Annotated in this window: 20 protein-coding genes; 2 read left to right on the forward strand and 18 right to left on the reverse strand. The window is 52.6% G+C overall.

The window, feature by feature from the left end; genetic code table 11:
• Positions 1-27: 27 nt before the first annotated feature.
• From KXU80_RS06805 to KXU80_RS06855, 11 genes are all read right to left on the reverse strand, one after another.
• A complete protein-coding gene (locus tag KXU80_RS06805) occupies positions 28-1,740 on the reverse strand; it encodes an amino acid permease (RefSeq protein ID WP_219837484.1) in 1,713 nt (570 codons plus the stop codon).
• Positions 1,741-1,854: 114 nt separating this feature from the next.
• Positions 1,855-3,975, reverse strand: a complete 2,121-nt coding sequence (locus KXU80_RS06810) for an alpha-galactosidase (protein ID WP_374987757.1) — start codon at positions 3,973-3,975, stop codon at positions 1,855-1,857.
• A gap of 13 nt (positions 3,976-3,988) precedes the next feature.
• Positions 3,989-4,807, reverse strand: a complete 819-nt coding sequence (locus KXU80_RS06815; protein WP_258171301.1) for a carbohydrate ABC transporter permease — start codon at positions 4,805-4,807, stop codon at positions 3,989-3,991.
• The gene (locus KXU80_RS06820; protein ID WP_219837485.1) at positions 4,807-5,685 is read right to left on the reverse strand and encodes a carbohydrate ABC transporter permease; all 879 of its coding nucleotides are present in this window, start codon (positions 5,683-5,685) and stop codon (positions 4,807-4,809) included. Before KXU80_RS06820 ends, KXU80_RS06815 begins: the two co-directional genes overlap by 1 nt.
• A gap of 69 nt (positions 5,686-5,754) precedes the next feature.
• On the reverse strand, positions 5,755-7,101 hold the full coding sequence (locus KXU80_RS06825) for an ABC transporter substrate-binding protein (protein WP_219837486.1): 1,347 nt from the start codon (positions 7,099-7,101) through the stop codon (positions 5,755-5,757).
• A gap of 121 nt (positions 7,102-7,222) precedes the next feature.
• Positions 7,223-8,809: a response regulator transcription factor gene (locus tag KXU80_RS06830; RefSeq protein ID WP_219837487.1), complete on the reverse strand. Its 1,587-nt coding sequence runs from the start codon at positions 8,807-8,809 to the stop codon at positions 7,223-7,225.
• Entirely contained in the window at positions 8,802-10,586 is a 1,785-nt protein-coding gene (locus tag KXU80_RS06835; protein ID WP_219837488.1) for a sensor histidine kinase, read from the reverse strand. Before KXU80_RS06835 ends, KXU80_RS06830 begins: the two co-directional genes overlap by 8 nt.
• Positions 10,587-10,827: 241 nt before the next feature.
• Positions 10,828-11,433 carry a response regulator gene (locus KXU80_RS06840; RefSeq protein ID WP_219837489.1) on the reverse strand — a complete coding sequence of 202 codons (606 nt, stop codon included), beginning with the start codon at positions 11,431-11,433 and terminating at the stop codon, positions 10,828-10,830.
• Positions 11,434-11,457: 24 nt separating this feature from the next.
• On the reverse strand, positions 11,458-12,069 hold the full coding sequence (locus KXU80_RS06845; RefSeq protein ID WP_219837490.1) for a DUF3298 and DUF4163 domain-containing protein: 612 nt from the start codon (positions 12,067-12,069) through the stop codon (positions 11,458-11,460).
• Positions 12,070-12,153: 84 nt separating this feature from the next.
• On the reverse strand, positions 12,154-12,666 hold the full coding sequence (locus tag KXU80_RS06850) for a GNAT family N-acetyltransferase (RefSeq protein ID WP_219837491.1): 513 nt from the start codon (positions 12,664-12,666) through the stop codon (positions 12,154-12,156).
• Positions 12,663-13,388, reverse strand: a complete 726-nt coding sequence (locus tag KXU80_RS06855) for a phosphonate ABC transporter ATP-binding protein (RefSeq protein WP_219837492.1) — start codon at positions 13,386-13,388, stop codon at positions 12,663-12,665. Before KXU80_RS06855 ends, KXU80_RS06850 begins: the two co-directional genes overlap by 4 nt.
• Positions 13,389-13,560: 172 nt before the next feature.
• Here KXU80_RS06855 and KXU80_RS06860 point away from each other — a divergent pair, with 172 nt between their 5' ends.
• A complete protein-coding gene (locus KXU80_RS06860; RefSeq protein WP_219837493.1) occupies positions 13,561-13,782 on the forward strand; it encodes a hypothetical protein in 222 nt (73 codons plus the stop codon).
• An 87-nt stretch (positions 13,783-13,869) separates the two neighbouring features.
• Here KXU80_RS06860 and KXU80_RS27915 read toward each other — a convergent pair whose 3' ends face one another.
• Positions 13,870-14,004 carry a hypothetical protein gene (locus tag KXU80_RS27915; RefSeq protein ID WP_258171302.1) on the reverse strand — a complete coding sequence of 45 codons (135 nt, stop codon included), beginning with the start codon at positions 14,002-14,004 and terminating at the stop codon, positions 13,870-13,872.
• A 125-nt stretch (positions 14,005-14,129) separates the two neighbouring features.
• Here KXU80_RS27915 and KXU80_RS06865 point away from each other — a divergent pair, with 125 nt between their 5' ends.
• Positions 14,130-14,870 (forward strand): HAD family hydrolase, encoded by a 741-nt coding sequence (locus KXU80_RS06865; RefSeq protein WP_219837494.1) that lies wholly within the window; start codon positions 14,130-14,132, stop codon positions 14,868-14,870.
• A gap of 66 nt (positions 14,871-14,936) precedes the next feature.
• Here the strand turns inward: KXU80_RS06865 and KXU80_RS06870 are convergent, their stop codons facing one another.
• The 6 genes from KXU80_RS06870 to KXU80_RS06895 all read right to left on the reverse strand — a co-directional run bounded on the left by KXU80_RS06870 (position 14,937) and on the right by KXU80_RS06895 (position 22,246).
• Positions 14,937-17,411: a DNA topoisomerase 3 gene (locus KXU80_RS06870; protein ID WP_258171303.1), complete on the reverse strand. Its 2,475-nt coding sequence runs from the start codon at positions 17,409-17,411 to the stop codon at positions 14,937-14,939.
• 53 nt (positions 17,412-17,464) lie between these two features.
• On the reverse strand, positions 17,465-18,583 hold the full coding sequence (locus KXU80_RS06875) for a hypothetical protein (RefSeq protein ID WP_219837495.1): 1,119 nt from the start codon (positions 18,581-18,583) through the stop codon (positions 17,465-17,467).
• 69 nt (positions 18,584-18,652) lie between these two features.
• Entirely contained in the window at positions 18,653-18,970 is a 318-nt protein-coding gene (locus KXU80_RS06880; RefSeq protein WP_219837496.1) for a hypothetical protein, read from the reverse strand.
• Between the two features lie 95 nt (positions 18,971-19,065).
• Positions 19,066-20,553 (reverse strand): glutamate synthase subunit beta, encoded by a 1,488-nt coding sequence (locus tag KXU80_RS06885; protein ID WP_219837497.1) that lies wholly within the window; start codon positions 20,551-20,553, stop codon positions 19,066-19,068.
• Between the two features lie 215 nt (positions 20,554-20,768).
• The gene (gene folA, locus KXU80_RS06890; protein ID WP_219837498.1) at positions 20,769-21,254 is read right to left on the reverse strand and encodes a type 3 dihydrofolate reductase; all 486 of its coding nucleotides are present in this window, start codon (positions 21,252-21,254) and stop codon (positions 20,769-20,771) included.
• 29 nt (positions 21,255-21,283) lie between these two features.
• On the reverse strand, positions 21,284-22,246 hold the full coding sequence (locus tag KXU80_RS06895; RefSeq protein WP_219837499.1) for a thymidylate synthase: 963 nt from the start codon (positions 22,244-22,246) through the stop codon (positions 21,284-21,286).
• Positions 22,247-22,263: the final 17 nt, after the last annotated feature.

Consider the following 22,263-nt stretch of genomic DNA (forward strand, 5'->3'; position numbering starts at 1 on the left):
CCGTTTGGGGAAATATTTCCTCACGAATTAATAGTTTTGCGGGAATTTTCTTTCTATTCTGATACATTCGTCAATCGTTCTTTTTCCGAAGCGCGATGACCCTACGACCTTGACCGGCGTCTTCCGTGTTAAGCTGCGATGTCTAAGCTCGATACCGACAAAGCCCGCCCCTGCGAGGATAACGGCGGCGACCTGCACGGACAGCGCAAGCATGCTGCAGGCGAGCATCGCACTCACCGTTAACCAGCCGAACGTAACCGCATCGATGAGCACACTGTATTTCCCAAGCTCCCACGGCCCTCGCCGGTTGGGGAGGCCCCGATCACGGCTTACGCTGCGAGCGACCCCTTGTCTCGAGGCTGAATAACGCGAACGCAGCTTCAAGCCGACTGGAAGCGCATATGCGGCATGAACGGCTGCGACGCTGAGCAGAATCAGCGGCTGGACAAGAGGCTGAATTGATTCAGGCGAAGCAACCGTGCATAGCAGAGTGGCGAGCATGTACGAGGCTCCGCTTACCGTTATCACTGCATACATCGGGGATCGAAACTGCTTCGATACGAATGCTATTTTCCCGAAATACGGCACCGATTCGTCTCGCGCCATAGCGAACAGCGCTCTGGTCGCTGCTGTCGCAGCGGTCAGTCCATTCGCCCAGCAGATGAACACCGCTATGATGAAGCATAGGATCGAACACAACGGTCCCCAAGCCGACCATTGCTCCGTTAGCCAGACACCGAGGCCAAGCATCGCAGCACCGCTGCCGTTTCCGCCCAGCGCAGTATGCATCAATATAAAGGCAAACAAAACGAATCCCAGCATAAACAGCGCAGTGGTCGATAGATAGATCGACCATGGCACGTTGATTCTCGGATCGCACGTCTCTTCAGCCGCATGGGCAGTCGTGCCTTTCCCGAGAAATAGACGCTGCAGCAGAAGGATGCCAAGCAGCAAGGAATGCCCTCCTTTCCCAAACGTTCCGCTATCAAACAGATCGCCCGACAGCGTTTGGAAAGGGTACTCGCCGGGCCATGCAGCTAGAGCAAGCATCGCGAAGAGAACGACAATCAGCAGCAGCTGCAGCCCAGCAGCAGCCGTAAACAATGCGCCTAATCCGCGGATGCCTTGAACGCCGACGAGTCCCTGCGATACAAACAACAGCACCAGAAGCGTATAAAATAAACCGGATCCGCCGGAATAGCCCACACGATCTTCAATGATCCGGCACATCCAATCCGCGAGAAGCAGGTTGGTTGTAACAGACATGAGCAGGCTTCCGATCACATGCAGCCAGCCGGACCATAGCCCGAGGCGGCGTCCGCCGTAAGATAACGCCCAATGATAGCAGCCGCCAGCCGTCGGCACGGACGACGCAAGCGCGGCGATCGAGCAGGCCGTAAGCAGGCCGAACAGCCCCAAGAGCGGCCAGCCGAAACCGATCAATGCAGGTCCGCCTGCAGCCAGTGCAGGACCTAGAAACAGAATCGCGCCGCCGATCAGGGATAAGGATGAGAAGGAGAACCCGAACGAAGCCAGTCCGCTCAAATACCGCGTAAGCTGCTGCGCGAAGCCAAGCGCGTTCAGTTCATGCTTATCCTGCATGAATCGGACATAGGCGGAATGCTGATGCAGGGATTGGTGCAGCGACAGCTTCGCACGCTTCTCCGCGATTCTCGCGAGCGAGAGCGTGAGCATGCAAACCGCAGCGAAAAGCAAACAGCCTATCCAGAGCAGAACCATAGCCGCACCTCCATACTTGACTCTATGAGGGACATCCGAGGCACAGCACCTAAGAAAAGAGCCGTTCACCGGAATAACACCGGAAAACGGCTCGCTTGCGCTTTTCGTATTCGATTATTGGATTGCCTTTAGACGGATAAGCTTACTGCCGTAATCGCCTCTTAACTGAAGCGGAAGACCGACATGCATCAGATTCGAGCCATGAAGGACAAGCAGCTCCTGCTCGTCGATGGTAACCTCGTACTTCACTCCGGCGTCCAACCCCTGAAGCTGCAAGTGCCGCTCCTCAGCGCCAAAATGCTGCGACTGCAGGAAAGTGAAGACGACTGATTCCTTCCGGTCCTGGCTCAAATATTGATAAGCAGCGGTATTGGAGTAACGCAGCGATTCCAGCCGGTACAAGCTGCCTTGCAGAACGGTTGCTCTAATCTCCTTGTACAGCTCCACGTAACGCTTCGCTTCCGCCATTTCTTCCGGCGACCAATGACGGATGTTGGCTCCAATGCCGAGACCGCCCATCATCGAGCTGTGGAAGCGGTAGGACATCGGCAGGCTTCTGCCGTTGAACCCGTGCGGCGATTCTGTGACCCAGCACATCATGACAGCCGGACTGTACGCGTAGGTGAAGCCCTCTTGAATGCTCAGCCGGTCGCGCGCATCCGTATTGTCGCTGATCCACGCTTGATCTGCATAGCGCAGCATGCCAAGATCGATCCTCGCTCCCCCGCCGGCACATGTCTCGAATTCAACATGCGGAAATCGGCGCCGCAGCTCTGCCCAAATTTCATAGACATGCTGGACATGCTTGATCCATACCGACTCGCCGGCTTGTTGATAGCGCGGATGAACACCGGGTTCCGTAACCGTCCGGTTCATGTCCCATTTGATGAATGAAATATCATACGAGGACAGAAGCTCCGTCATGAAATCAAGGACGAATGCCTTGACCTCGGGTAATCCGAGATTGAGCAGCAGCTGGTTGCGCAGCTGCGTCCCTTCGCGCGTCGGGAACTGGTACACCCACTCCGGATGCCGCCTGAATAGATCGCTGTCCGGATTAACCGACTCCGGCTCCACCCAGATGCCGAATTCCATGCCGAGTTCCTTCACTTCATCAATCAGCTCTTGGAGGCCGTTCGGGAACTTCTCCGCGTTGACCTGCCAATCGCCCAGTCCCGCCCGGTCGCTGTGCCGCGCGCCGAACCAGCCGTCATCTACGACGAAGCGTTCCACGCCGAGCTTCGCCGCTCTTCTTGCAAGCTCGAGCTGACCTTGCACGGTGACTTCGAACTCCGTCGCTTCCCACGAATTGTACAGCACCTTGCGCAGCTTATCCGTCGGAATGACATGATCATGCTGATAGCCGTGCAGCAATCGGCTCATCTCTCCGAAGCCGCCGGATGTATAGCCGCCAACGAAGACCGGCGACGTATAAGCGGTTCCCGGCTGCAGGACGAACGAGCCGTCAAAGTCATTGATGCCGCCTACGATGCGGACATGGCCGAATGTCGTTTTCTCCGCGACGATTTTCCAATTGCCGCTCCAGCCGAGCGCGCCGAACCATACCTTGCCAGAAGCTTCATCCGCCTTGCCGTTATCGATCGCAAACCATGGATTCGCGTGCGGACCAGTGAAGCCCCTTCTCGACTCCAGCACCTTCTTACCCTCAGAGAGCATGGTCTCTCTCAGCTGATATTCGCCGGCCCAGCGGCCTGTCACATGCGTTAGCCGGTAATCCCGCTGCCCTTGCACAGACCAAATAGCAGCCATGACCTGCTCGATGCGGACGGGATGCTCTTCCTCGTTCACTACCGTTACATAACGCTCAATGAGATCATGCTCAGCGATTACCCGGTAGTGGACTTCCACGCGCAGCGAATAATGGTCATCGGCGAGATGAACGACCAGCTCGTCATCGCTTGGGATTTCAAAGTTGGCGAAGGCAAGCTTCAGGTCGCGCACGCCGTCTTGAAACGTTGCCTTCAGTCCCGGCTCGGCATAGTTGCAGCCGCCCCATCCGCCGAATTCCTCGATTTCGCGATTCACTTCGGCATCGAAGGAGCTATGGCCGCGGTTCTTCAGCCTATAGCCGCATTCCGAAGCTTCAACCTGCTCGCCCCAGTAGACATGCTGGACAGAACCGTTTGGCCGAATGCCGAAAAGGTAGGACGTTTTGCTCGTACGCAGCTCGAACAGCTGTGAATGTTCCAAATACGTGATTGGCAATGAAGACACCCCTATCGTAAAGTTATCCTTTTACTGCCCCTGCCGCGATTCCTTTAATAATATACTTCTGCGTCAACAAGAAGAATGCGATGATTGGTATCATCCCCATCACAGCATAAGCGAAAGCCAGATTCAAGTCGCTGCTGTATTGCCCAAAGAAGAAATACTGTTGGAGCGGAATGGTGCGGTAGTTTTTATCCTGCAGGTATAGCAGCGGAAGCAAGAAATCATTCCAGATGTACAGCGCATTCAGCACGAGCACCGTTGCCGTAACCGGTTTTAGCAGCGGCAGGATGATCTGGACGAAAATTCTCGGCGTCGAGCAGCCGTCAATCCTTGCCGCTTCTTCAATTTCCCTGGAAATGGCGCGGATGAAGCCGGCGTAGAACAGCACGCCCATCTGCACGCCAAGACCGCCGTAGATGAGCGCGATTCCCCAGTGCGAGTTCAGCATCGAGAGCTCTTTACCCATTTTGTAGAGCGGCAGCATCGTAATCTGGAACGGAACGACCAAGCCCGCAAGGAACACGATAAAGATGAAATTGTAAAACGGTTTGTTTCTGCGTGCGATTGAATAGCCGGCAAGCGCCGAGACAAGCACGATCAACGCCACGGATATGACCGTAATGATAAAGCTGTTCGTAATGGCTGACGGATACTTCGACACGCTCCATGCCTGCTTAAAATTCACGAGGTAGATGCTCGAAGGCAGCGAATAGAAGGAATCGAAGGTTTGCTTCGCAGATTTGAATGCCATCAGCAAGGCGACGTAGAACGGAAACAGGAACACGACCGCAGCAGCTGAAACGATAGTAAAGGTGGCGATATGTGTCTTGTTCATTACTGCTCCACTTCCCGTCTTCTGAAGATCGATATTTGAATGATCGTTACGAGAACCAGAATGACGAAGAAGATCATCGATAATGCGGTTCCGTAACCGGCTTGGAAATTGTTGAACGAGTTCTTGAAGATGAACGTCGAAATCACTTCCGTTGAGAACGCGGGTCCGCCTGACGTAGTTACATAAACCATATCGAATACTTTCAGCGAGCCTGTCAGCACAAGCAGCATATTGATCGTGATGGAAGGCGCGATCAGAGGGAGCGTAATGTTACGGAACGACTGCCACATATTCGCGCCGTCGATTTCGGCGCTTTCTAATAATTCACCGGATACCCCTTGAAGTCCAGCGATGTAGATAATCATCGGCGAGCCAATGCCCATCCACACTGCGATAAGAATCAAGCCGAACAGCGCGTAATCCGGATTGCCCAGCGGGCTCGTAATTTCAATTCCGAACTTGCTGAACAAGTCTGGGAAACCGACTGCATAATTGTATTTCCAAATGAATCCAGATAATACGATAGAAATGACGCTCGGCAGAAAAAATACCGTACGGAAAAAATTCTTGAACTTCAAGTACGTATCGAGCAGCAGCGCCAGAAGCAGCGCAATCAGATTAACCAGCACGGTAATAATGATGGCGTATTTAAACGTATTCACCAGGGATTTCCAGAAATCCGGATCGGTGAAGGCGCGTTTGTAGTTGTCTAGGCCCGTATAATGCACTGTGCGAGCCAGCCCGTCCCAATTCGTAAATGAGTAGCGCGCGCCCATTACGAACGGAATGACGACTGCCAGCGTAAACAAGCACAAGCCGGGTATAAGAAATGCAAGATACCAAAATTCCCGCCGAATCATTCGTTTAATGGTTACCATAATTTATGTCCTTCCTCATGGATAACGGCATAGGCAGCGCCTATGCCATTATCATCGTTGATGCCGATCTTATTTGTGGTTCTTGGCAACCCAGTTATCCATGGCTTTGATGACTTCGTCTTCCGTCGACTTGCCGAAGAAATAGTTCTGAACGACTTGGACGAACTGGCTGCCCCAGTCGATGGACGTTTTCGCCAGGTAGCTCTGCGAATCGTACATTTCACCTTTGTCAAAGTAAGGTTTAAGATCGTTAACTGCCGGCGCGATGTCCGTGGAAGAACCTTTCACATAGCTGAGGGAATTGATGTTTTTGACCCAAGCATCGCCGCCTTCTTTGCTTGCCATGAAGGCCAGGAATTTAAGCGCGGCTTCTTTATGCGGTGAATTGCTGCTGACGGCCAGAGAAGCGTCCGGGTTGAACTCGAGCTTGTTTAGGCTCTCGTCGTTGCTGAACGGATACGGGAAGTAGCCGATGCTGTTGTTGTAGAGATCCGGATTTTTCTTCTGAATGTCGGCCAGCGGCCAAGTCCCCATGTACATCATGCCGACTTCGCCTTTGGCGAAGAGATCCACGATACCGTTGTAATCGACGCCCAGCTGGTCTTTGTTGCCGAGGTCGTACAGCTGCTTCGCATGCTCGATTGTCGTTTTCGCTGCTGGATTGTCGGCGAATTTAGCTGCGCCGGTCTCCAATTTCTCGAAGAAATCCGGTTGATTTGCCACAAGCGCCGTGTTGCTCGGCAGATCGCGGCCAACCCACATGCCAAGCGTCCATTGATCCTTCCAGCCCAAAGCGAAGGCCGTTTTGCCGGCTGCCTTGATCTTCTTACCCGCTTCGATCATCGCATCGAACGTTCTTGGCACTTGTAGACCAAGATCGGTGAAAATTTTCTTGTTGTAGAATACCGCGATCGGTCCGGCATTCAGCGGCATGATGTAGTTCTTCCCGTCGGTTGCCTGCGATTTCAGCACACTCTCGTCAAAGTTGGACAAGAAGTCCTTGCCGCTCAAATCCTCCACATAACCGCCGTCAACGAACAGCTTCGTTTGCGCGCCAGAGTTCAGCGTGAAGACGTCGACCACGTCGCCGCCTGCCATTTTGGTTTTGAGCACCGTGTAGTAATCGTCGTATTTAACAGGCTGCACATCGACTTTAATGGTTGGATTTTCGCTTTCGAATTGATCTACAATTTTTTGTACGCCGTCCGTCACGTCGCTCTTGAAGTGCATGAACGAGATCGTGACCGGTTCTTCGTCCTTAGCCGGTTCGGCAGGTGCCGGCTCGTTCGTCGTTTTGCCGTCATTGGTTCCCCCTGCGGCATTTCCAGTATTCGCGTTGTTGTCGCTGGTGCCGCAAGCTGTAATCGAAAGTGCAAACATGAGTGTGCATAATACGAGAGCCATTCTCTTTTTCATTGCAGTTCCCCTCTTCATGTGTAGTCAGAACGCTATCGTTCTATTTCTAGCTTACTTGTCCCGGAGGGGATGCGTAATCCAATAAATTGTGCTCCCGATGTTCAATATTTTGCGGCACTAATTATTTTTTGACGCTGAGCTCCCTGTATTCCGAAGGCGTTTGGTCGGTGAATTTCTTGAATACTTGGCTGAAATACCGCTGGTTTTCATAACCCACCAGCTCAGAAATATCCTGGATTTTGTGGTCCGAGGACCGCAGCAGCTCGCAAGCCTTCTCCATTCGTTTACGCGTGACGTATTCGATGAAATTCTCGTCCGTGACCGATTTGAACAGCTTGCTTAAGTAACTAGGATCCATATGAAACCGCGTCGCGACGCCGACAAGGCTGACATCCTCGAAATAATGCGTATCCAAATAAGCAACGACCTCTCCGATCGATTGAACGGATTCCGATTTGCCGTTGCTTTGGCCATGGCCTGCCATGGCGTCCGCTAACTGCTCCATCCACGCCTGAAGATGCTTCAGGTCTAGGACGCCCGCAATGAGACGCGTATCGAACAACGACGGCTGCGCCGAAATGCACCCTTTCAGCTCAGTGGACGCCAGTTCAACGATCTTCGCCAGCTCACGCTGCACGTCGTGAATGGTCGCTTCCTTACGCATACGGACTCGCTCCACGAAGGCAGACAACAGCCTTCGGCTGTCTCGTTCGCTTCCCGAGCCGAGTGCTTGGCTGATGGCATTGAGATCAAATGCAGTGAGAAGTGCGGCTTTGCTTGTCAGGCCTGGCCGCTCCCCTATCGTGATGGACAGCGTATCGTCATTAAATGGATTCCTGCCAAGCTCGTCGGCTGCTGTCTTGTACGCTTCCGGCAGCTTCGTGATCTCGCCAAACGAGCCGCTGATCCCGATGATGACATCCAGTTTCAGCACCTGTTTGACGGCAGTATGAAAGCCATTCATAACGTCACGGGTACGCTGCTCGTTATACGAAGACTCAGGCAGCACGAGACAAATGGACATCTGATCGTCCGACTTGTACATGAGCGCCGCTTCGTCCTGCAGCACCTCGTAGAGCATGTTTTCCAAGCTGTACATCAGAAGATCCGCATTGCCATGGAATTTTATCCTTGCGATCTCGACCAGCTGCCGGAATGAGCAGACGGCCAGTCGATATGGACCGTCCATCGCCCTAATGTGCAGCTCGCTCAATTGCTGTTGAATATCCGATACATTCGTTATTCGGCGGCTGGTAACATGCTGAAGGAACTCCTCCCGCTTCAGCTTCATGATGTCGATCGTCGATTTCTTCTGCTGCTGCGCGCTCATGTATGCCCGGCTTGCCTCAATGGCTTTCGCAACCGCTTGGCCCAGCTCTGTAACTGATACGGGCTTCAGCACATATTCGCATGCTTGGTATTTCAGCGCTGCCTTCAAATATTCGAACTGTGAGTAACCGCTGATCACGATCACTCTAATCTCGCTGTACTGGGTGTACAGCACCTCGAGTAGCTTCTCCCCGTTCATCACCGGCATGTTCATATCGGTCACGATAATATGCGGCTTGTTGATTCGTATAAGCTCAAGCGCTTCGTCGCCATGCTTGGCCTCGGCAATAACGCCGACATCCGCAGAAAGTTCATTAATCATCTTAACGATCGATTTTCTGCCCCAATATTCGTCGTCCACCACCATGACTTTATACATGCGTCTCACCTCGATTCTTATAAGGAATTCGGATGCTGATTGTTGTCCCTTCACCTGCGGCGCTCTTGATCTCAAGTCCGTAGGCTTGGCCGTAAATAAGCCGAATCCGTTCATGGACGTTCCTGAGCCCAATTGATACGCCGGAGAACACTTGCCTTGCCTGCTGCTCCAAGTCGGTTTGCAGTGCCGCAAGCTTCTCAGGCTCCATGCCCGGCCCGTTGTCTTGAAGCGTAATACGCACGGAATCCCCTTCCCGCTCGGCCTTGATGCCAATCTGCAGCTGATGCTGTTCCTGCTTGCCTAGTACATGCACCATGACATTTTCAATAATCGGCTGCAGGACGAAACGCGTGATCGAGCATGCCATTAATGCCGGATCCACTTCAAAATCCGTCTCGATGGAGGCCTCAAAGCGAAGCTGCTGAATGTATAAATAATTGTTGACATGCTCCAGCTCTTGGCCGATCGTAGACTCCATGTTGCCTTCGTAGAAGCTGTACCTGAACATATCGCCGAGCGCACGGCACATCTCGTGAATGTCGTAATCGCCGGCCAGAACGGCTTTGCCGCCGATCGTCTGAAGCGTATTGTACAGAAAATGCGGATTGATCTGCATCTGCAGGGCGAGAATTTGCGCTTCTTTGTTTCGCAGCTGGGTCTTGAATTCCGATTCGATCAGTTCGCGAATCTTCTCCGTCATGAAGTTGAAGTTCCTTGTCAGCTCGGACAGATCGTCTCGATACGGGTACGGCGCCAGCGAGACCTCGAAATTCCCGCTCCGGACCGCGCGCATCGCTTTGCCGAGCAGTTGAATTGGCCGTGTTATGAACCGCTGGGCGAGCGCAGAGAACAAAATAATGACAATCAGGACGAAGCCCAGCGCCCCGACCGTGATGAGCAGCGTGTTCTTGCGGTTTTGCGCCAGCTCCGGATTGGGATAAACTATCGTTAATCCCACGTTTGCATTGTCCAAGTCTGCCGTGCCCACGAGCAAATCGTGGTTCTTGGTAAACTTCAAGGCGAGCGGACTGTTGTTGATCCGTTTCTCCGGACGCGCATAAGGCTTGACGGCATCATTATGCTGCTCGTTCGTTCGGTATATCACTTGGCCGTTCTCGTTCTGCAGTACGATGACATTCGGAGGACGATTGTTCGCCTCCACCATGGCCACGAAATCTTTCTTCTGCACATAGAAGACGAGCGTCCCGAACTTCGTCCGGTAGAACGGATCGTAAATCGTCATGCTGTACACGAAGAAATCCTGATTCAGCGCCTTATCGTGATAGGTGAATGCCATCGCTTGCTGAAACGGCAAATCGAGCATCGCCTTGTAGTTCGGGATGCTCGTTACTTTGATCATATTGTAGCTGGTCGCTCTGGACCACGCATCGCGAAGCGTGTTGTCCTTTCCGAACATCATGATTTTCATGATGTCTTTGTTCTTGTTGACGACTAACTGATAATAGTTGTCCAGCGTATCGTTGACGTTGATGATGTCCGCGTCGGAGTAATTGGCGCCGTGCGCCATCAGATTGACGATCCGGTCAAACGCATAAACCTGTAGTGCGGACGTCGACATATTGCGAAAGTACTGATTGAGGTAATTCGATAAATAATCGGCATTCTGATTCGAGCTGCGGAACATGTTTTTCTCAAGGGAATTGGTGCTTGTCCAATAAAACAAACTAGACAGAAGCAGGAGCGGAATCAAGGAAATGAGCACGGTACTCCATACGATTTTGACGCTGATCGTCCGGTTCATAAACAGCCAATTCATAGTTGCACCTCCGCACTCCGATACGTTAACCTTACGCCGATCGACATCAGAAGCCAATTGACGATACTCGGTTCATGATGGACGATTCTCTTATTCTTGTTCATGAAGCCTCCCCTTATTACGCTGCACTCATGGCTGGAGCTTGATACAGCATGGCTTGATCATGGAGAATCTGCTGGTCGACATTTGCCAATAAGCGCAAAAAACCGCCGGCAGCAGCTCTGCCCGCGGATTATCGCAGCTATGACGATGCATGTAGGCTTGCTGTTACTTCTGCTGGCGAGTTAAGCCCTCTACGCAGATCGTTGATCACATGCGACTTCACATACAAAATATCGAACGGTTTCGTAAAAAACGTCCTCACGCCTAATCGCTTCGCCGCATCGATCCGATCCGGATCCCCGAAAGCCGTAATCATCGCGACTTGAACAGAGCGGTTCATGCGGCGGATTTCCCGCAGCGCCTCGATCCCGTCCATATCGGGCATCTTCAGATCAAGCAGCACATAATGTACGTCCTGATCGCGAACGGCTTCCACGGCAGCTACGCCGTTCGACGCTTCCAGCACCGTAATCCCTTCCTGCTCGAACAGCTCCCGCAGCAAAAACCGGATTGGAGCCTGGTCATCGACGACGAGTATGCGGCAATTCGTCAAATCCACCTCGAATGCTGGGCTCGCAATCGCTTCTAGGCTAAAAGCAATTGCCGGCTCCTCGGGCTCCGTATTCTGCTGTACGTCTGCTGTACGCTGTTCTAGGACCGGCTTATTCTCCTCGCGCTGTCGACGATGACGGATGAGAAAATAAACGGCTGCACAGACAGCCAGCAGAATGAGCGCATAAATCATGGGGAGATCTCCTTCGCGTGGTAATTAATTGTTCATATCCATCCGGCCAAGCGGTCCGTTGGGGTTAATGATGTCGCTCAGTTCATATACCGAAATTGGGAAATAGGGGAACCCAAACGCGTACGGCGTTATTTCATACAACGCAAAGTAAAGCACGAGCGAGCGGTCCGCAACGTAATACGGCTGATCCGGACGGATGGATTTGAATGGCTCGAACGTTTCGATCTGCCTTGATGCAAGCTGCAGCTTTACGGCATCGGACAACCGTTTAACATAATCGCTCCCTGGCCTGAACAGCTCTGCCAGCGAGTAGGATTTACCCGTTCCGGTATCGAAGGTAAGCGACTCCTGAAGCGTCAATCCATGCGCGCCGCCTGTGTAGGCATAGTTGAAGAGCGATAGGCTGAACACGTTTCTCTCGTTTGTCTTCACTTCGAAGTAGCCCTGCATTTCCGCCCTGGGATCCATGAGCGAGCCTTGATTATGGACAAGCTCGCGCTCCGTTTGGCGGATTTTGTTGTTGATTGCATTGCGCGCCGCTGCATGATGCAGCCCGCTTACCACGGGTACCCAGAGCTCGGCTTTTGGAAATGTCACGCGCGAGGGCTGTACGATTGCCGGAAATTGAAAGGCCATACGGAACACCTGCCTATTTGAGGTTGATGCTCCATTGTATGCCGCTTGTGCTCTTCCTTTGCACGAGGAATTCCGATGCCAGCTTCAGGCAAGCTGCAAGTTCATCTCATGCCACTCGATTCCGCCGTGTGTAGACGACGAGAGGCCGGCATATCGGAACCCAAGCGCCTCATAGAAGCGGATCAAATGCCGCTCACACATTAGCACAACCGAAGCAAGCTTGTCTTCGGCTGCCTGACGGATAAGCGCTTCCATGAGCATCGAGCCGATGCCCTTCTGACGGCTGTTCTCAGCCACAGCCACCGACAGCACGCATAAATGCCGTCCGCCGAGATCAGCGTCATGCGTGCTCTTGACGGCATCTCCTTCGCAGCTGCTTTCCTCCGTCCGAACGCCGCATGCAAGTCCGATCAGCCTGCCGCCTTCCCATGCAGACCAGAAATATGCGGGAAAATGCTTCTGCCTGAACGAGAACGCTTCCCTGCTCGCAGCCGCAAGCTCGGAATAACAAGAAAGTTCGAGCTCGTGCGCCGCCTGCAGCTCCTCTTCCTGCATGAGCCGAAGCACAATCCCGGCATTCACTCCAGCCCTGCTCACAGCAGGTTTTTCTCCCGCTCCGTCATTTTTCTTCCCTTGATATCCAGCACGAGCTCCCCGTTATTAAGACCGATAATTCGGTCGGCGAAGCGCTCCGCCCAATCGCCCTGATGCATGACGGCGACCACCGAGACGCCTTGAATCCGGCACATGTTCTTCAAATCCGCAAGCACCTGCTCCGCCGCATGAGGATCAAGCCCTGAGACCGGCTCGTCCGCAAGCAGCGTCTTCGCGCCATGCACCAGCGCCCTGGCCATCGCGATCCGCTGTTTCTCACCGCCGCTCAGCTTGTCGCCCTTCTGATGCGCTTTCTCGAGCAAACCCATCTTCTCGATCATATCCATCGCGCCCATATAGTCGTCGCTTCGCACCATGCCGGTTATTCTCCGCCATGCAGGCGTTTGATAAGCTGCGCCGATCAGCACGTTCTTAAGGGCGGTGCGATTGCCGTATAAGGTCGGCTTCTCTTCGAGGTAAGCGATTTCGCGGCGGACCTTCAACGTGCCGGAGAAGCCTTTCTTGAAAATATCGACGCCGTCTACGACGTACGTGCCGCTTGTCCATTTCTCGCGCATGGCCAAGCATTTGAGAAGCATGGACTTCCCGCTTCCGCTGGCGCCTTTGACCGCGATGAACTCACCGGGTTCTATAGTAAGATTGATTCCGGAAAGAACCTTCGGCCCGCCCGGAATTTGTTTCGATAACTGCGATACTCTGATCATGACTGCCGCTCCTTATCCGTCTGAAAATGCTGATATAAGCCGTAGTGCCATTACTCCTATGAATCTAGTGTAAGGGAAAAAAATAATAGTTTCCATACGAACAGATGTTTGCTATAATAAAAACAAGAACAAATGTTCTAATCTCTATCTATTCGTTAGGAGGCTGACCATCATGACAAACTGTGAAAATTATCGATTTATTGAAGCGCATCGACCATTCCGGGATCTGACATTTAAGTTTTATTCCAACGGCTCATTGACTATTATCGACAACAGTGCGGATGAGGTTATAAGCCCTCGCGAATTGAAAGGCGCAAGCTATGATTTCTATGTACGTAAGAGGCTTGCTTACATTAAACAAGATCTCACAGCCAAAATGAATAAATACGCTTAACTCCATTTATCCCGCCTCTATATGACAGGCTTCCGTCTCAGGAAATGTTCTGTCATATAGAGACGCTACCTTATGTCAGGCTAATGCTTACTGAAGTTGTTTGTTTATGCCATTCAAGCTTGCCGGTCTGTTCGCCGCTTTTTCCGGTTTAATGCTCTCTTCTTTCTCTCTTATTCCCGCCTCGATCTTGCGGCCGCTGCTGCTTTTTTTATCATGCTCCATTTCCTTATCACCTCCGGGTACAGTATTTGTAAATATCCCCAGTCGTATTCGATTTGACGGCGAATCCCAAGATGCGGTAGATTGTATCTACAGCGAAATCATCTGGGGAAGGAGCCGTGCCTAAGATGAAACAAATTATTTTATTCGATCTCGATGATACGCTCATTTACTGCAACAAATATTTCTATTTCGTTATCGATCAATTTACGGATACGATGACGGATTGGTTCCGCGGCTTCGGTGTCACCACTCAAGAAATTCGTGACATGCAGACGGAAATCGATATTGCCGGGGTACACCTGACCGGCTTCACGAGCGAACACTTCCCTCAATCCTTCGTCGATACCTACCGCCATTTCTCCAATCTGACAGGGCGTTCCACTGCGGTTACGGAAGAGGATTTTTTGTGGAAGCTGGGGCGAAGCGTATACGATCATGAGGTAGAGCCTTATCCGTTCATGGAGGAAACCCTCTTCGAGCTTGCCTCCCACGGTCATGAGCTTCATCTCTATACCGGCGGCGAGATGCTGATTCAGCAGCGGAAGATTAAGCAAATGAAGCTGGAACGATATTTTGGTCCTCGTGTCTACGTGCGTTCGATGAAGAACACGGAAGCGATGGAAGGCATTTTGCAGCATGGGAAGTTCGACCGCAAATCGACCTGGATGATCGGTAACTCCATCCGAACAGATGTCATCCCTGCCCTGACTACCGGCATTAATGCGATTCATATGCAAACGGATTCAGAGTGGGCCTATAATATTGTAGGCATCGACGTAGAACCAAAGGGCGCATTCTTGACGCTTAAGCATCTGTCGGATATTCCGGACAGTATTAAGAATTACGTCAATCAGCGGCCGTTGTGATCGCGCGTTCATAGGAAAAGGCTTGTCAAACACAAGAGCATCGCGCTCTGTGTTCGACAAGCCTTTTTAAGTTGCTGATTGAAATTGAACGGCACCGGTCGCCGGGTCGATTAATTTCAGCTTTCCCGTCACGGTGGAGCCGTCTTCAAGCTTAAATGTGGATTTACGCGTCTCGCCGCTTACTGCAAGCGATTTGGCCATAGCCGGCGTAACCGTCTTCCCTTGTTGGTTTTTCCAAATGACAAACGAACAGCCTTCTCTGAAGCGCAGGCAGCCATAGCCCCGTTTGCCCTCGACGAGTTGACCGCCGCAGCCCGGCCTTGGACAGCTTGCAATCGATTCAACAGCAATTGTGGCTGCACCCGGTGTGGAAGAAGCTACAGAGGTACGCGATGTTGCCGAAGCTTGCGGTGTCGCCGTAGCTTGTGATGCCGCCAAGCTTCGCCGTGTGGTCGCAGCTCGCGAGGCTACGGTCGTTGTACCGCCCGAACTCGCATCGCCGGGTGCTCCGGAAGCAGGTGCGGATCTGCGATTGCTCGACACTCTCTGTGTCTTCGAAGCGTCCGGCGCAGCAGTCTTCACCGAACGGCTGCCAGATGATCGACTGCTCGATCGTTCTTTCCCCGTGGTCGAGCTGCCTTTCCCGGCAGCGCTGCGCGCGGAACGTCCCTTCGTTGCAGGCGTGCCGTCGTCTGCTTCCTCAAATAAGCTTGCGGCCGCTGGCCGCTGATGCTTCACTTTTTCGACAATCATCTCCGCAAACTGCTTTACTTTGGCGATGAATTGCGCATCAGAGGCTTCGCCTTTGGAGATTTGGTGCAGACGCTGCTCCCAGCGGCCCGTCATCTCGGGCGAAGCCAGCAACTCGACACCGGCACCGCGGATCAGCTCGATTGCCGCGCAGCCTTTGGTCGTAACATCGAGCCGCTTGCCCGTCAGCTTGATATAGCCGACCTGCTTGAGCCTCTCGATTGTCGCCGCCCGAGTCGCCGGCGTGCCAAGACCCGTCTGTTTCATCGCATCGCGCAGCTCTTCGTCTTCAATGGATTTACCCGCACTCTCCATCGCTTTCAGCAGTGTGCCTTCGGTGTACGGTTTAGGAGGCTTGGTCTCCTTCTCCAGCGCAGCCGCTGCGTCGCAGTGGACGGGCTGGTCCGCCTGTACGGAGAAGGGTTGATCCGTCTCGACCAAATCGTCGTCGGCTTCATCCGATACAGGTCCATCCTCCGATTTCTTCCTCGATTTGCCCTTCTCTTTAACAGCATTGCCTTCGTTAGTACCAAGCACGATACGCCAGCCGATTTCAAGCTGTTCCTTGGCCCGAGTACGGAAGCGTTCCTCCTCTACCTCGGTTACAACATCGTGATTCTTGTATACCGCCGGCGGGTAGTAATGCGATAGAAATCGGCGAACGATCAGATCATAGATGTTCTGCTCCTCGGAACTCAGCGTTCCAGGACGCTTCGGCGTCGGAAGGATGGCATGGTGATCCTCTACCTTAGCGGGATTGCATACCGCTCGATTTCCCTTGTGTACCCGGCTTCGATCTGCACCGTTGGCTAGATCGCCATAAGACGTCCCTTTCAGCATTTGAAGCACATTGCCCATAACGGGGATGTTCTCTTCCGTTACATAGTTGGAGCTCGTCCGCGGGTAAGTAATGACCTTATGCTTCTCATAGAGTGCCTGGGCGATATCCAACGTTTTCTTCGCCGGATAGCCGTACCTGCCGTTAGCCTCCCGCTGCAGCAGCGTCAAATCGTACAGACGGTAAGGATATTCCTTGGACTCGTTCACTGTATAGCTAAGGATCTTCCCCGATTTGCCGGTTACCTTCGCAGCCAACGCTTCAGCCTGCTCGCGCTTCGTAATCCGATCACCCTGCCATACACCTTTGTACGTGAAATCCTGCTGACTGAAAGCCGCCTGCACGATGAAATACGTCTCGCTGTCGAATGCCGTGATTTCTTTGTGCCGGTCATAGAGAAGCGCAAGCACCGGCGTTTGAACGCGGCCGACCGACAGAAGCGTCTTGTGACGGATCGTAAATGCGCGGGAGGCATTCATACCGACCAGCCAGTCAGCCTCGCTTCTCGCACGCGCTGCGCGCGTTAAATCGTCATAATCGCCGTCGCTGCGCAGACCGTCGAAGCCGCGGCGGATCGTCTCCGGCGTCAAATCCGAAATCCACAGCCGGTCTGTCGGCTGCGGAAGCTTCAAATATTGGCGGATGAGATGAAAAATAAGCTGACCTTCGCGTCCGGCATCGCAAGCATTGACCAGTCTGCCGCACCGCTTCGAAAGCTCGCCGATAATCGTAAGCTGGTCCTTGGTGCGCGCATTCGGCCACAGCTTGAACCGATCCGGGATGATCGGCAGGTCAGCTTCATTCCAGCGCTTATATTTGGGATCGTATTGATCCGGTTCTGCCAAGCTGACTAGATGGCCGATCGCCCAGGTAATGATGTAATTCTCGCCTTCCAGATATGCGCGTTTATTTTGCGCCTTCGGCTCTACGACGGCGGCAATCGTACGGCCCATGTCGGGTTTCTCCGCAATAATTAACGTTTTCAGGATCATCCCTCTTTTTACCGTTACTTGTCCGTCATAATTTGCGCGATCATTGCTTTCAGAATACGGCTTACGCCGTTCGACCAATTGTCATCCTCGGCATACTTGCGGTTGATCCATTCCAGCGCATCGACATCGTTTGGACGCTCGAAGCTTAAATGATTGATCGTTTTGCCGGCAATGTTCGCGGACTCTTCGATCGTTGTATTGTAATCTTGCCAGCTGTAATAGACGTTGAACGGGTTGTTGGCAATCTTACGTGCATTCTTTGCCGTCTTCGGCACGAACGCCTGCTCCTGCCCTGTAATCGCGAATAACAACAGCGGATGAATATTATGTTTCTTCGCAGCGCCGATGATCGCGCTTAAATAGGGCTCCTCAGCAAGCAGCGAGGATTTGGCTGTTAGATAGCGTACCAGCTTGCTCCGATCTACCTCGATGTAGCGCAGCTCGTCCGGCAGCTCGTTCAGAACGGCAGGCTTGATCATCTCCGGATGGAAGGGCCGCACGGCAGCCGATTTCACGGCTCCCTGCCCCGCAACGGGACGAAGCACCCACCAGGCGTAACCGACGATTGTACTGATGAGAAGCAGCGACAACGCGAAAAACAAGCCGTTTCGTTGTATCGGCTTGTGTGTGGGAAGCGCTGCAGCTTCTGCTTGCCTGAAGGTGGTGCTATCGCTTGAAGTCGATTCACGAGTGACGAAACCCGCGGCACCGACTGCTGCGTCCCACGCCTCGACGCCGATTCTTGGATGCATCGCAATATGTACACCTTCACGAACAACCTCACGGAATGCCTCTATCGGTATAGATACGCCTAGACGCTGCTCCGTCCATCGATGAAGTGCGCCGAATAAGGCTGGATTCTCAACATCCAGCTGCATGCATGCCTCGAAGATATGCCGATCGCTTACGGGTACGCCTTGGCTTGCTGCGATTTTGCGAAGCAATGCGGAAGTGATCTGCTGCTTCTGTTCCATCGGGAATTCAGGCAGCTGGCGAATGACGATACGCTGCATGGCGTCTGCTACAATCTCAGCCCGCCGTTCGGTCGGCAAATCACCGTACTTATGCTGAACATAATGACGAATATTTCGAATGTCCGTCTGAGTAAGCACGCCCGCAGCACTGCCGTGCATTCCATCGCCTCCCGAGTCTCGCTTCGTTTATGATAAGCAATACTAAGGGTAATTTTACCACAACTCGTCCTAGTTGCGTGCTAGATTTGCGATGGCTGCCTGCATATCGGCCTGTTCGATGTAGGAGCGGATCTGTTCCTTCTCCTCGAATGTAAACTGAAACTCGCAATCGGTCCCTTCGTCGTGCGGCACGATCTGGGCGATCACTCCGCCATGCGTACAGATAACGAGCACCGTCAGGTCGGTGATTTCTGCCGGTACCGGCGTTTCCGCCGCGATCTCAGGGCGAAGCTCGATATCGATCCACTGTGTGTCTCGGCGTTCCATCTGCGGCTTGAACGAAAGGAAACGGAGCGCTGTAATGGTGTCGGAACCGTATTGTATCATAACCGAACCTTCTTTCCTGTTTATTTCCTGTCTATGGATAACGAAATAAAAAGCGCCCGAAGGCGCTTTGTGCTAACGATTGTTTCAAGCTTTCATTATGGAAGCTGCGAGGAACCCATTAGATAACGGTCAACTTCGCGCGCAGCCTCGCGGCCTTCGTTAATCGCCCAAACGACCAGGCTTTGTCCGCGGCGCATGTCGCCTGCTGCGAATACTTTATCGACGTTTGTCGTGTATTTGCCGTAAGCGGCTTTCACGTTGGAACGGCGGTCTTGTTCCAGACCCAGCTTCTGAATCAGTGTGTTCTCAGGACCTTCGAAGCCGACGGCGATCATGACGAGATCAGCTGGCCATACTTTCTCCGTACCTGGAATCTCTTTATAGATTTTACGACCGGTATCATCAACGGTACGTTCGATTTGCACCGTGTGCAGCTCTTTCAAATTGCCGTTCTCGTCGCCGACGAATTTCTTCGTCAATACGGAGAATGCACGCGGATCGGAGCCGTATAGGGCGCGTGCTTCCTCATGCGCGTAATCCAGCGTATACACGTTCGGGAATTGCGGCCAAGGATTGTTCTCTTGGTCGCGCTGCAGCGGCGCTTTGCTGTGCGTACCGAATTGCGTAACAGATTTACAGCCATGACGGAGCGCGGTTGCTACGCAGTCCGTACCTGTATCACCGCCGCCGATGACAATAACGTCTTTGCCTTCTGCATTGATATAATTGCCGTCTTCCAGATTGGAATCCAGGTAGCTCTTGATCGTGCCGTTCAGGTAATCCATTGCCATATGAACGCCTTTCAAATCACGGCCTTCAATGTCCACTTCACGGGCTTTCGTAGCGCCGCCGCAAAGCACGACAGCATCGAAATCACTCATCAGCTGTTCAGCTGGTACATTCGTGCCCACTTCAGCATTGGTAACGAAGTTTACGCCTTCTGCTTCCAACAAGTCCACACGGCGTTGAACAATATGTTTTTCGAGCTTCATGGTTGGGATCCCGTACGTCAGCAAGCCGCCGATGCGGTCTGCGCGCTCGTACACGGTCACCGTGTGGCCGGCTTTGTTCAGCTGTGCTGCAGCAGCCATGCCTGCAGGTCCGGATCCTACGACGGCAACTTTCTTGCCTGTACGCATAAGCGGAGGCTGCGGAACAACCCAACCCTCTTCGAATCCTTTATCGATAATAGCTTGTTCGATGGTTTTGATCGTAACCGCATCGCCAATCAAGCCGACGGTACACGAACCTTCGCACGGCGCAGGACATACGCGTCCTGTAAACTCGGGAAAATTGTTCGTTTTGTGCAAGCGGTCAAGTGCCTCGCGCCACAACCCGCGGTAAATGAGATTATTCCATTCCGGAATGAGGTTGTTGACAGGACAGCCCGAAGTGCCGCCCGACATTTCAATGCCGGTGTGGCAATAAGGCGTTCCGCAATCCATGCAGCGTGCGCCTTGCGTTTTCAGTTGGTCTTCGCTGAAATGCTTATGAAATTCATTCCAATCGTTAATCCGCTCAAGCGGATCACGGTCGGCCGGCAATTCGCGTTTGTAGTCCATAAATCCTGTAGGTGTAGACATGGTCGCTTTCCTCCATCCATTTTCCCATAACCGAATGTTCGTGTTCTCTCAACTATATCGAGAAAACTGCTATTATTCAATATCAAACTTTCCCAGAAAGTATTTACAATATCGTAGCAATAAGGCCCATCTCATTAAATGGATTTTCCGTACAATCATTTGCACTTTATGACATAATGTTCGACGATAGCTCTTCTGGCAAGTTAGCCCCCCGGCTAATTTCTCATGTAGGTCATAATCCTAAACGCGAACGCGTTTTTGTCGTCGATCTCGTGCTTCTCGGTGCTATCGACACGCCATTCGGCAGGATCAAAAGAAGGAAAATAGGCGTCGCCTTCTACATCGGCCTCGACCTCGGTCAGCAGGAGCTTGTCTGCGCGAGGTAAAAATTGTGCATAAATCTCCGCACCGCCAATAATCATAAGCTCTTCTCCATCGCCGAACTTCGCGATCGCTTCTTCGACGTCATGCACCACTTCGCAGCCTTCCGCAGCGAACCCGCGGTCCCGCGTTAGAATGACATTGCGCCGTTTGGGCAGAGGACCGCCAAGCGATTGAAACGTCTTACGGCCCATAACAACCGTTTTGCCGGATGTTGTACGGCGAAAATGCGCCATTTCGGCAGGCAGATGCCATGGCATCGAATTGTCTGCCCCGATAACTCTGTTCCTGGCCATTGCCGCAATCAGTGTTAGCGTCAACTTACTCCCGCTCCCTTCGTCATCTACATCTATACGGCTACAGGCGCCTTGATCGAAGGATGCGGATCGTAGCCTTCCACTTTGATATCGTCAACCTCGAAATCGAATACAGATGCGACGTCCGGATTCAGCTTCAATACGGGGAGTGCTCTGGATTCGCGTCCAAGCTGCAGCGCGATTTGTTCCAAATGATTATTGTAAATATGCGCATCCCCGATGGTATGCACGAAGTCCCCTGCCTGCAGGCCGCATTCCTGGGCAATCATATGCGTCAACAGGGCATAGCTCGCGATATTGAACGGAATCCCGAGAAAAATATCGCCGCTGCGCTGGTACAGCTGGCAGGACAGCTTCCCATCCGCCACATAGAACTGAAACAGCGTATGGCATGGAGGAAGCGCGGAACGCTGCGGCGTCGCATCTTCCGGCGACCATGCCGTCACGATCAACCGTCTGGAATCAGGATTCTTCTTGATTTCAGCAATGACGTTCTTCAGCTGGTCGATGGCGCCTCCCTCTGAGGTCTGCCAGTTGCGCCACTGCTTGCCATAAACGTTACCAAGATCGCCGTATTTCAGCGCGAATGCTTCATTTTCCAAAATCCGCTTGATGAACAGCTGTTCCTGCTCTTGATAGAGCAGATTGAATGCTTCGTCCTGCTGTGAGCGAAGTCCGAAGTTCGTCATATCCGGACCGGTGTATTCATCGCTTTCAATCCATTTCTTGAATGCCCACTCGTTCCAAATATGGTTCTTATGTTGAAGCAAATAACGAATATTGGTATCGCCCTTCATGAACCAAAGCAGCTCGCTTGCGATTAATCGCAGCGGCACGCGCTTGGTCGTTAAGAGCGGAAACCCCTCGCTTAAATCAAACCGCATCTGATAACCGAAAACAGACAAGGTTCCCGTCCCGGTTCGATCTTCTTTCTTCGTTCCTTGCTTCAACACATGCTGAAGCAAATCCAAATATTGCTGTTCACTATTGCTCACTATCATTCAACTCCCGC

Origin of the sequence: Paenibacillus sp. R14(2021) (genome assembly GCF_019431355.1) — a bacterium.
Taxonomy (GTDB): Bacteria; Bacillota; Bacilli; order Paenibacillales; family Paenibacillaceae; genus Paenibacillus_Z.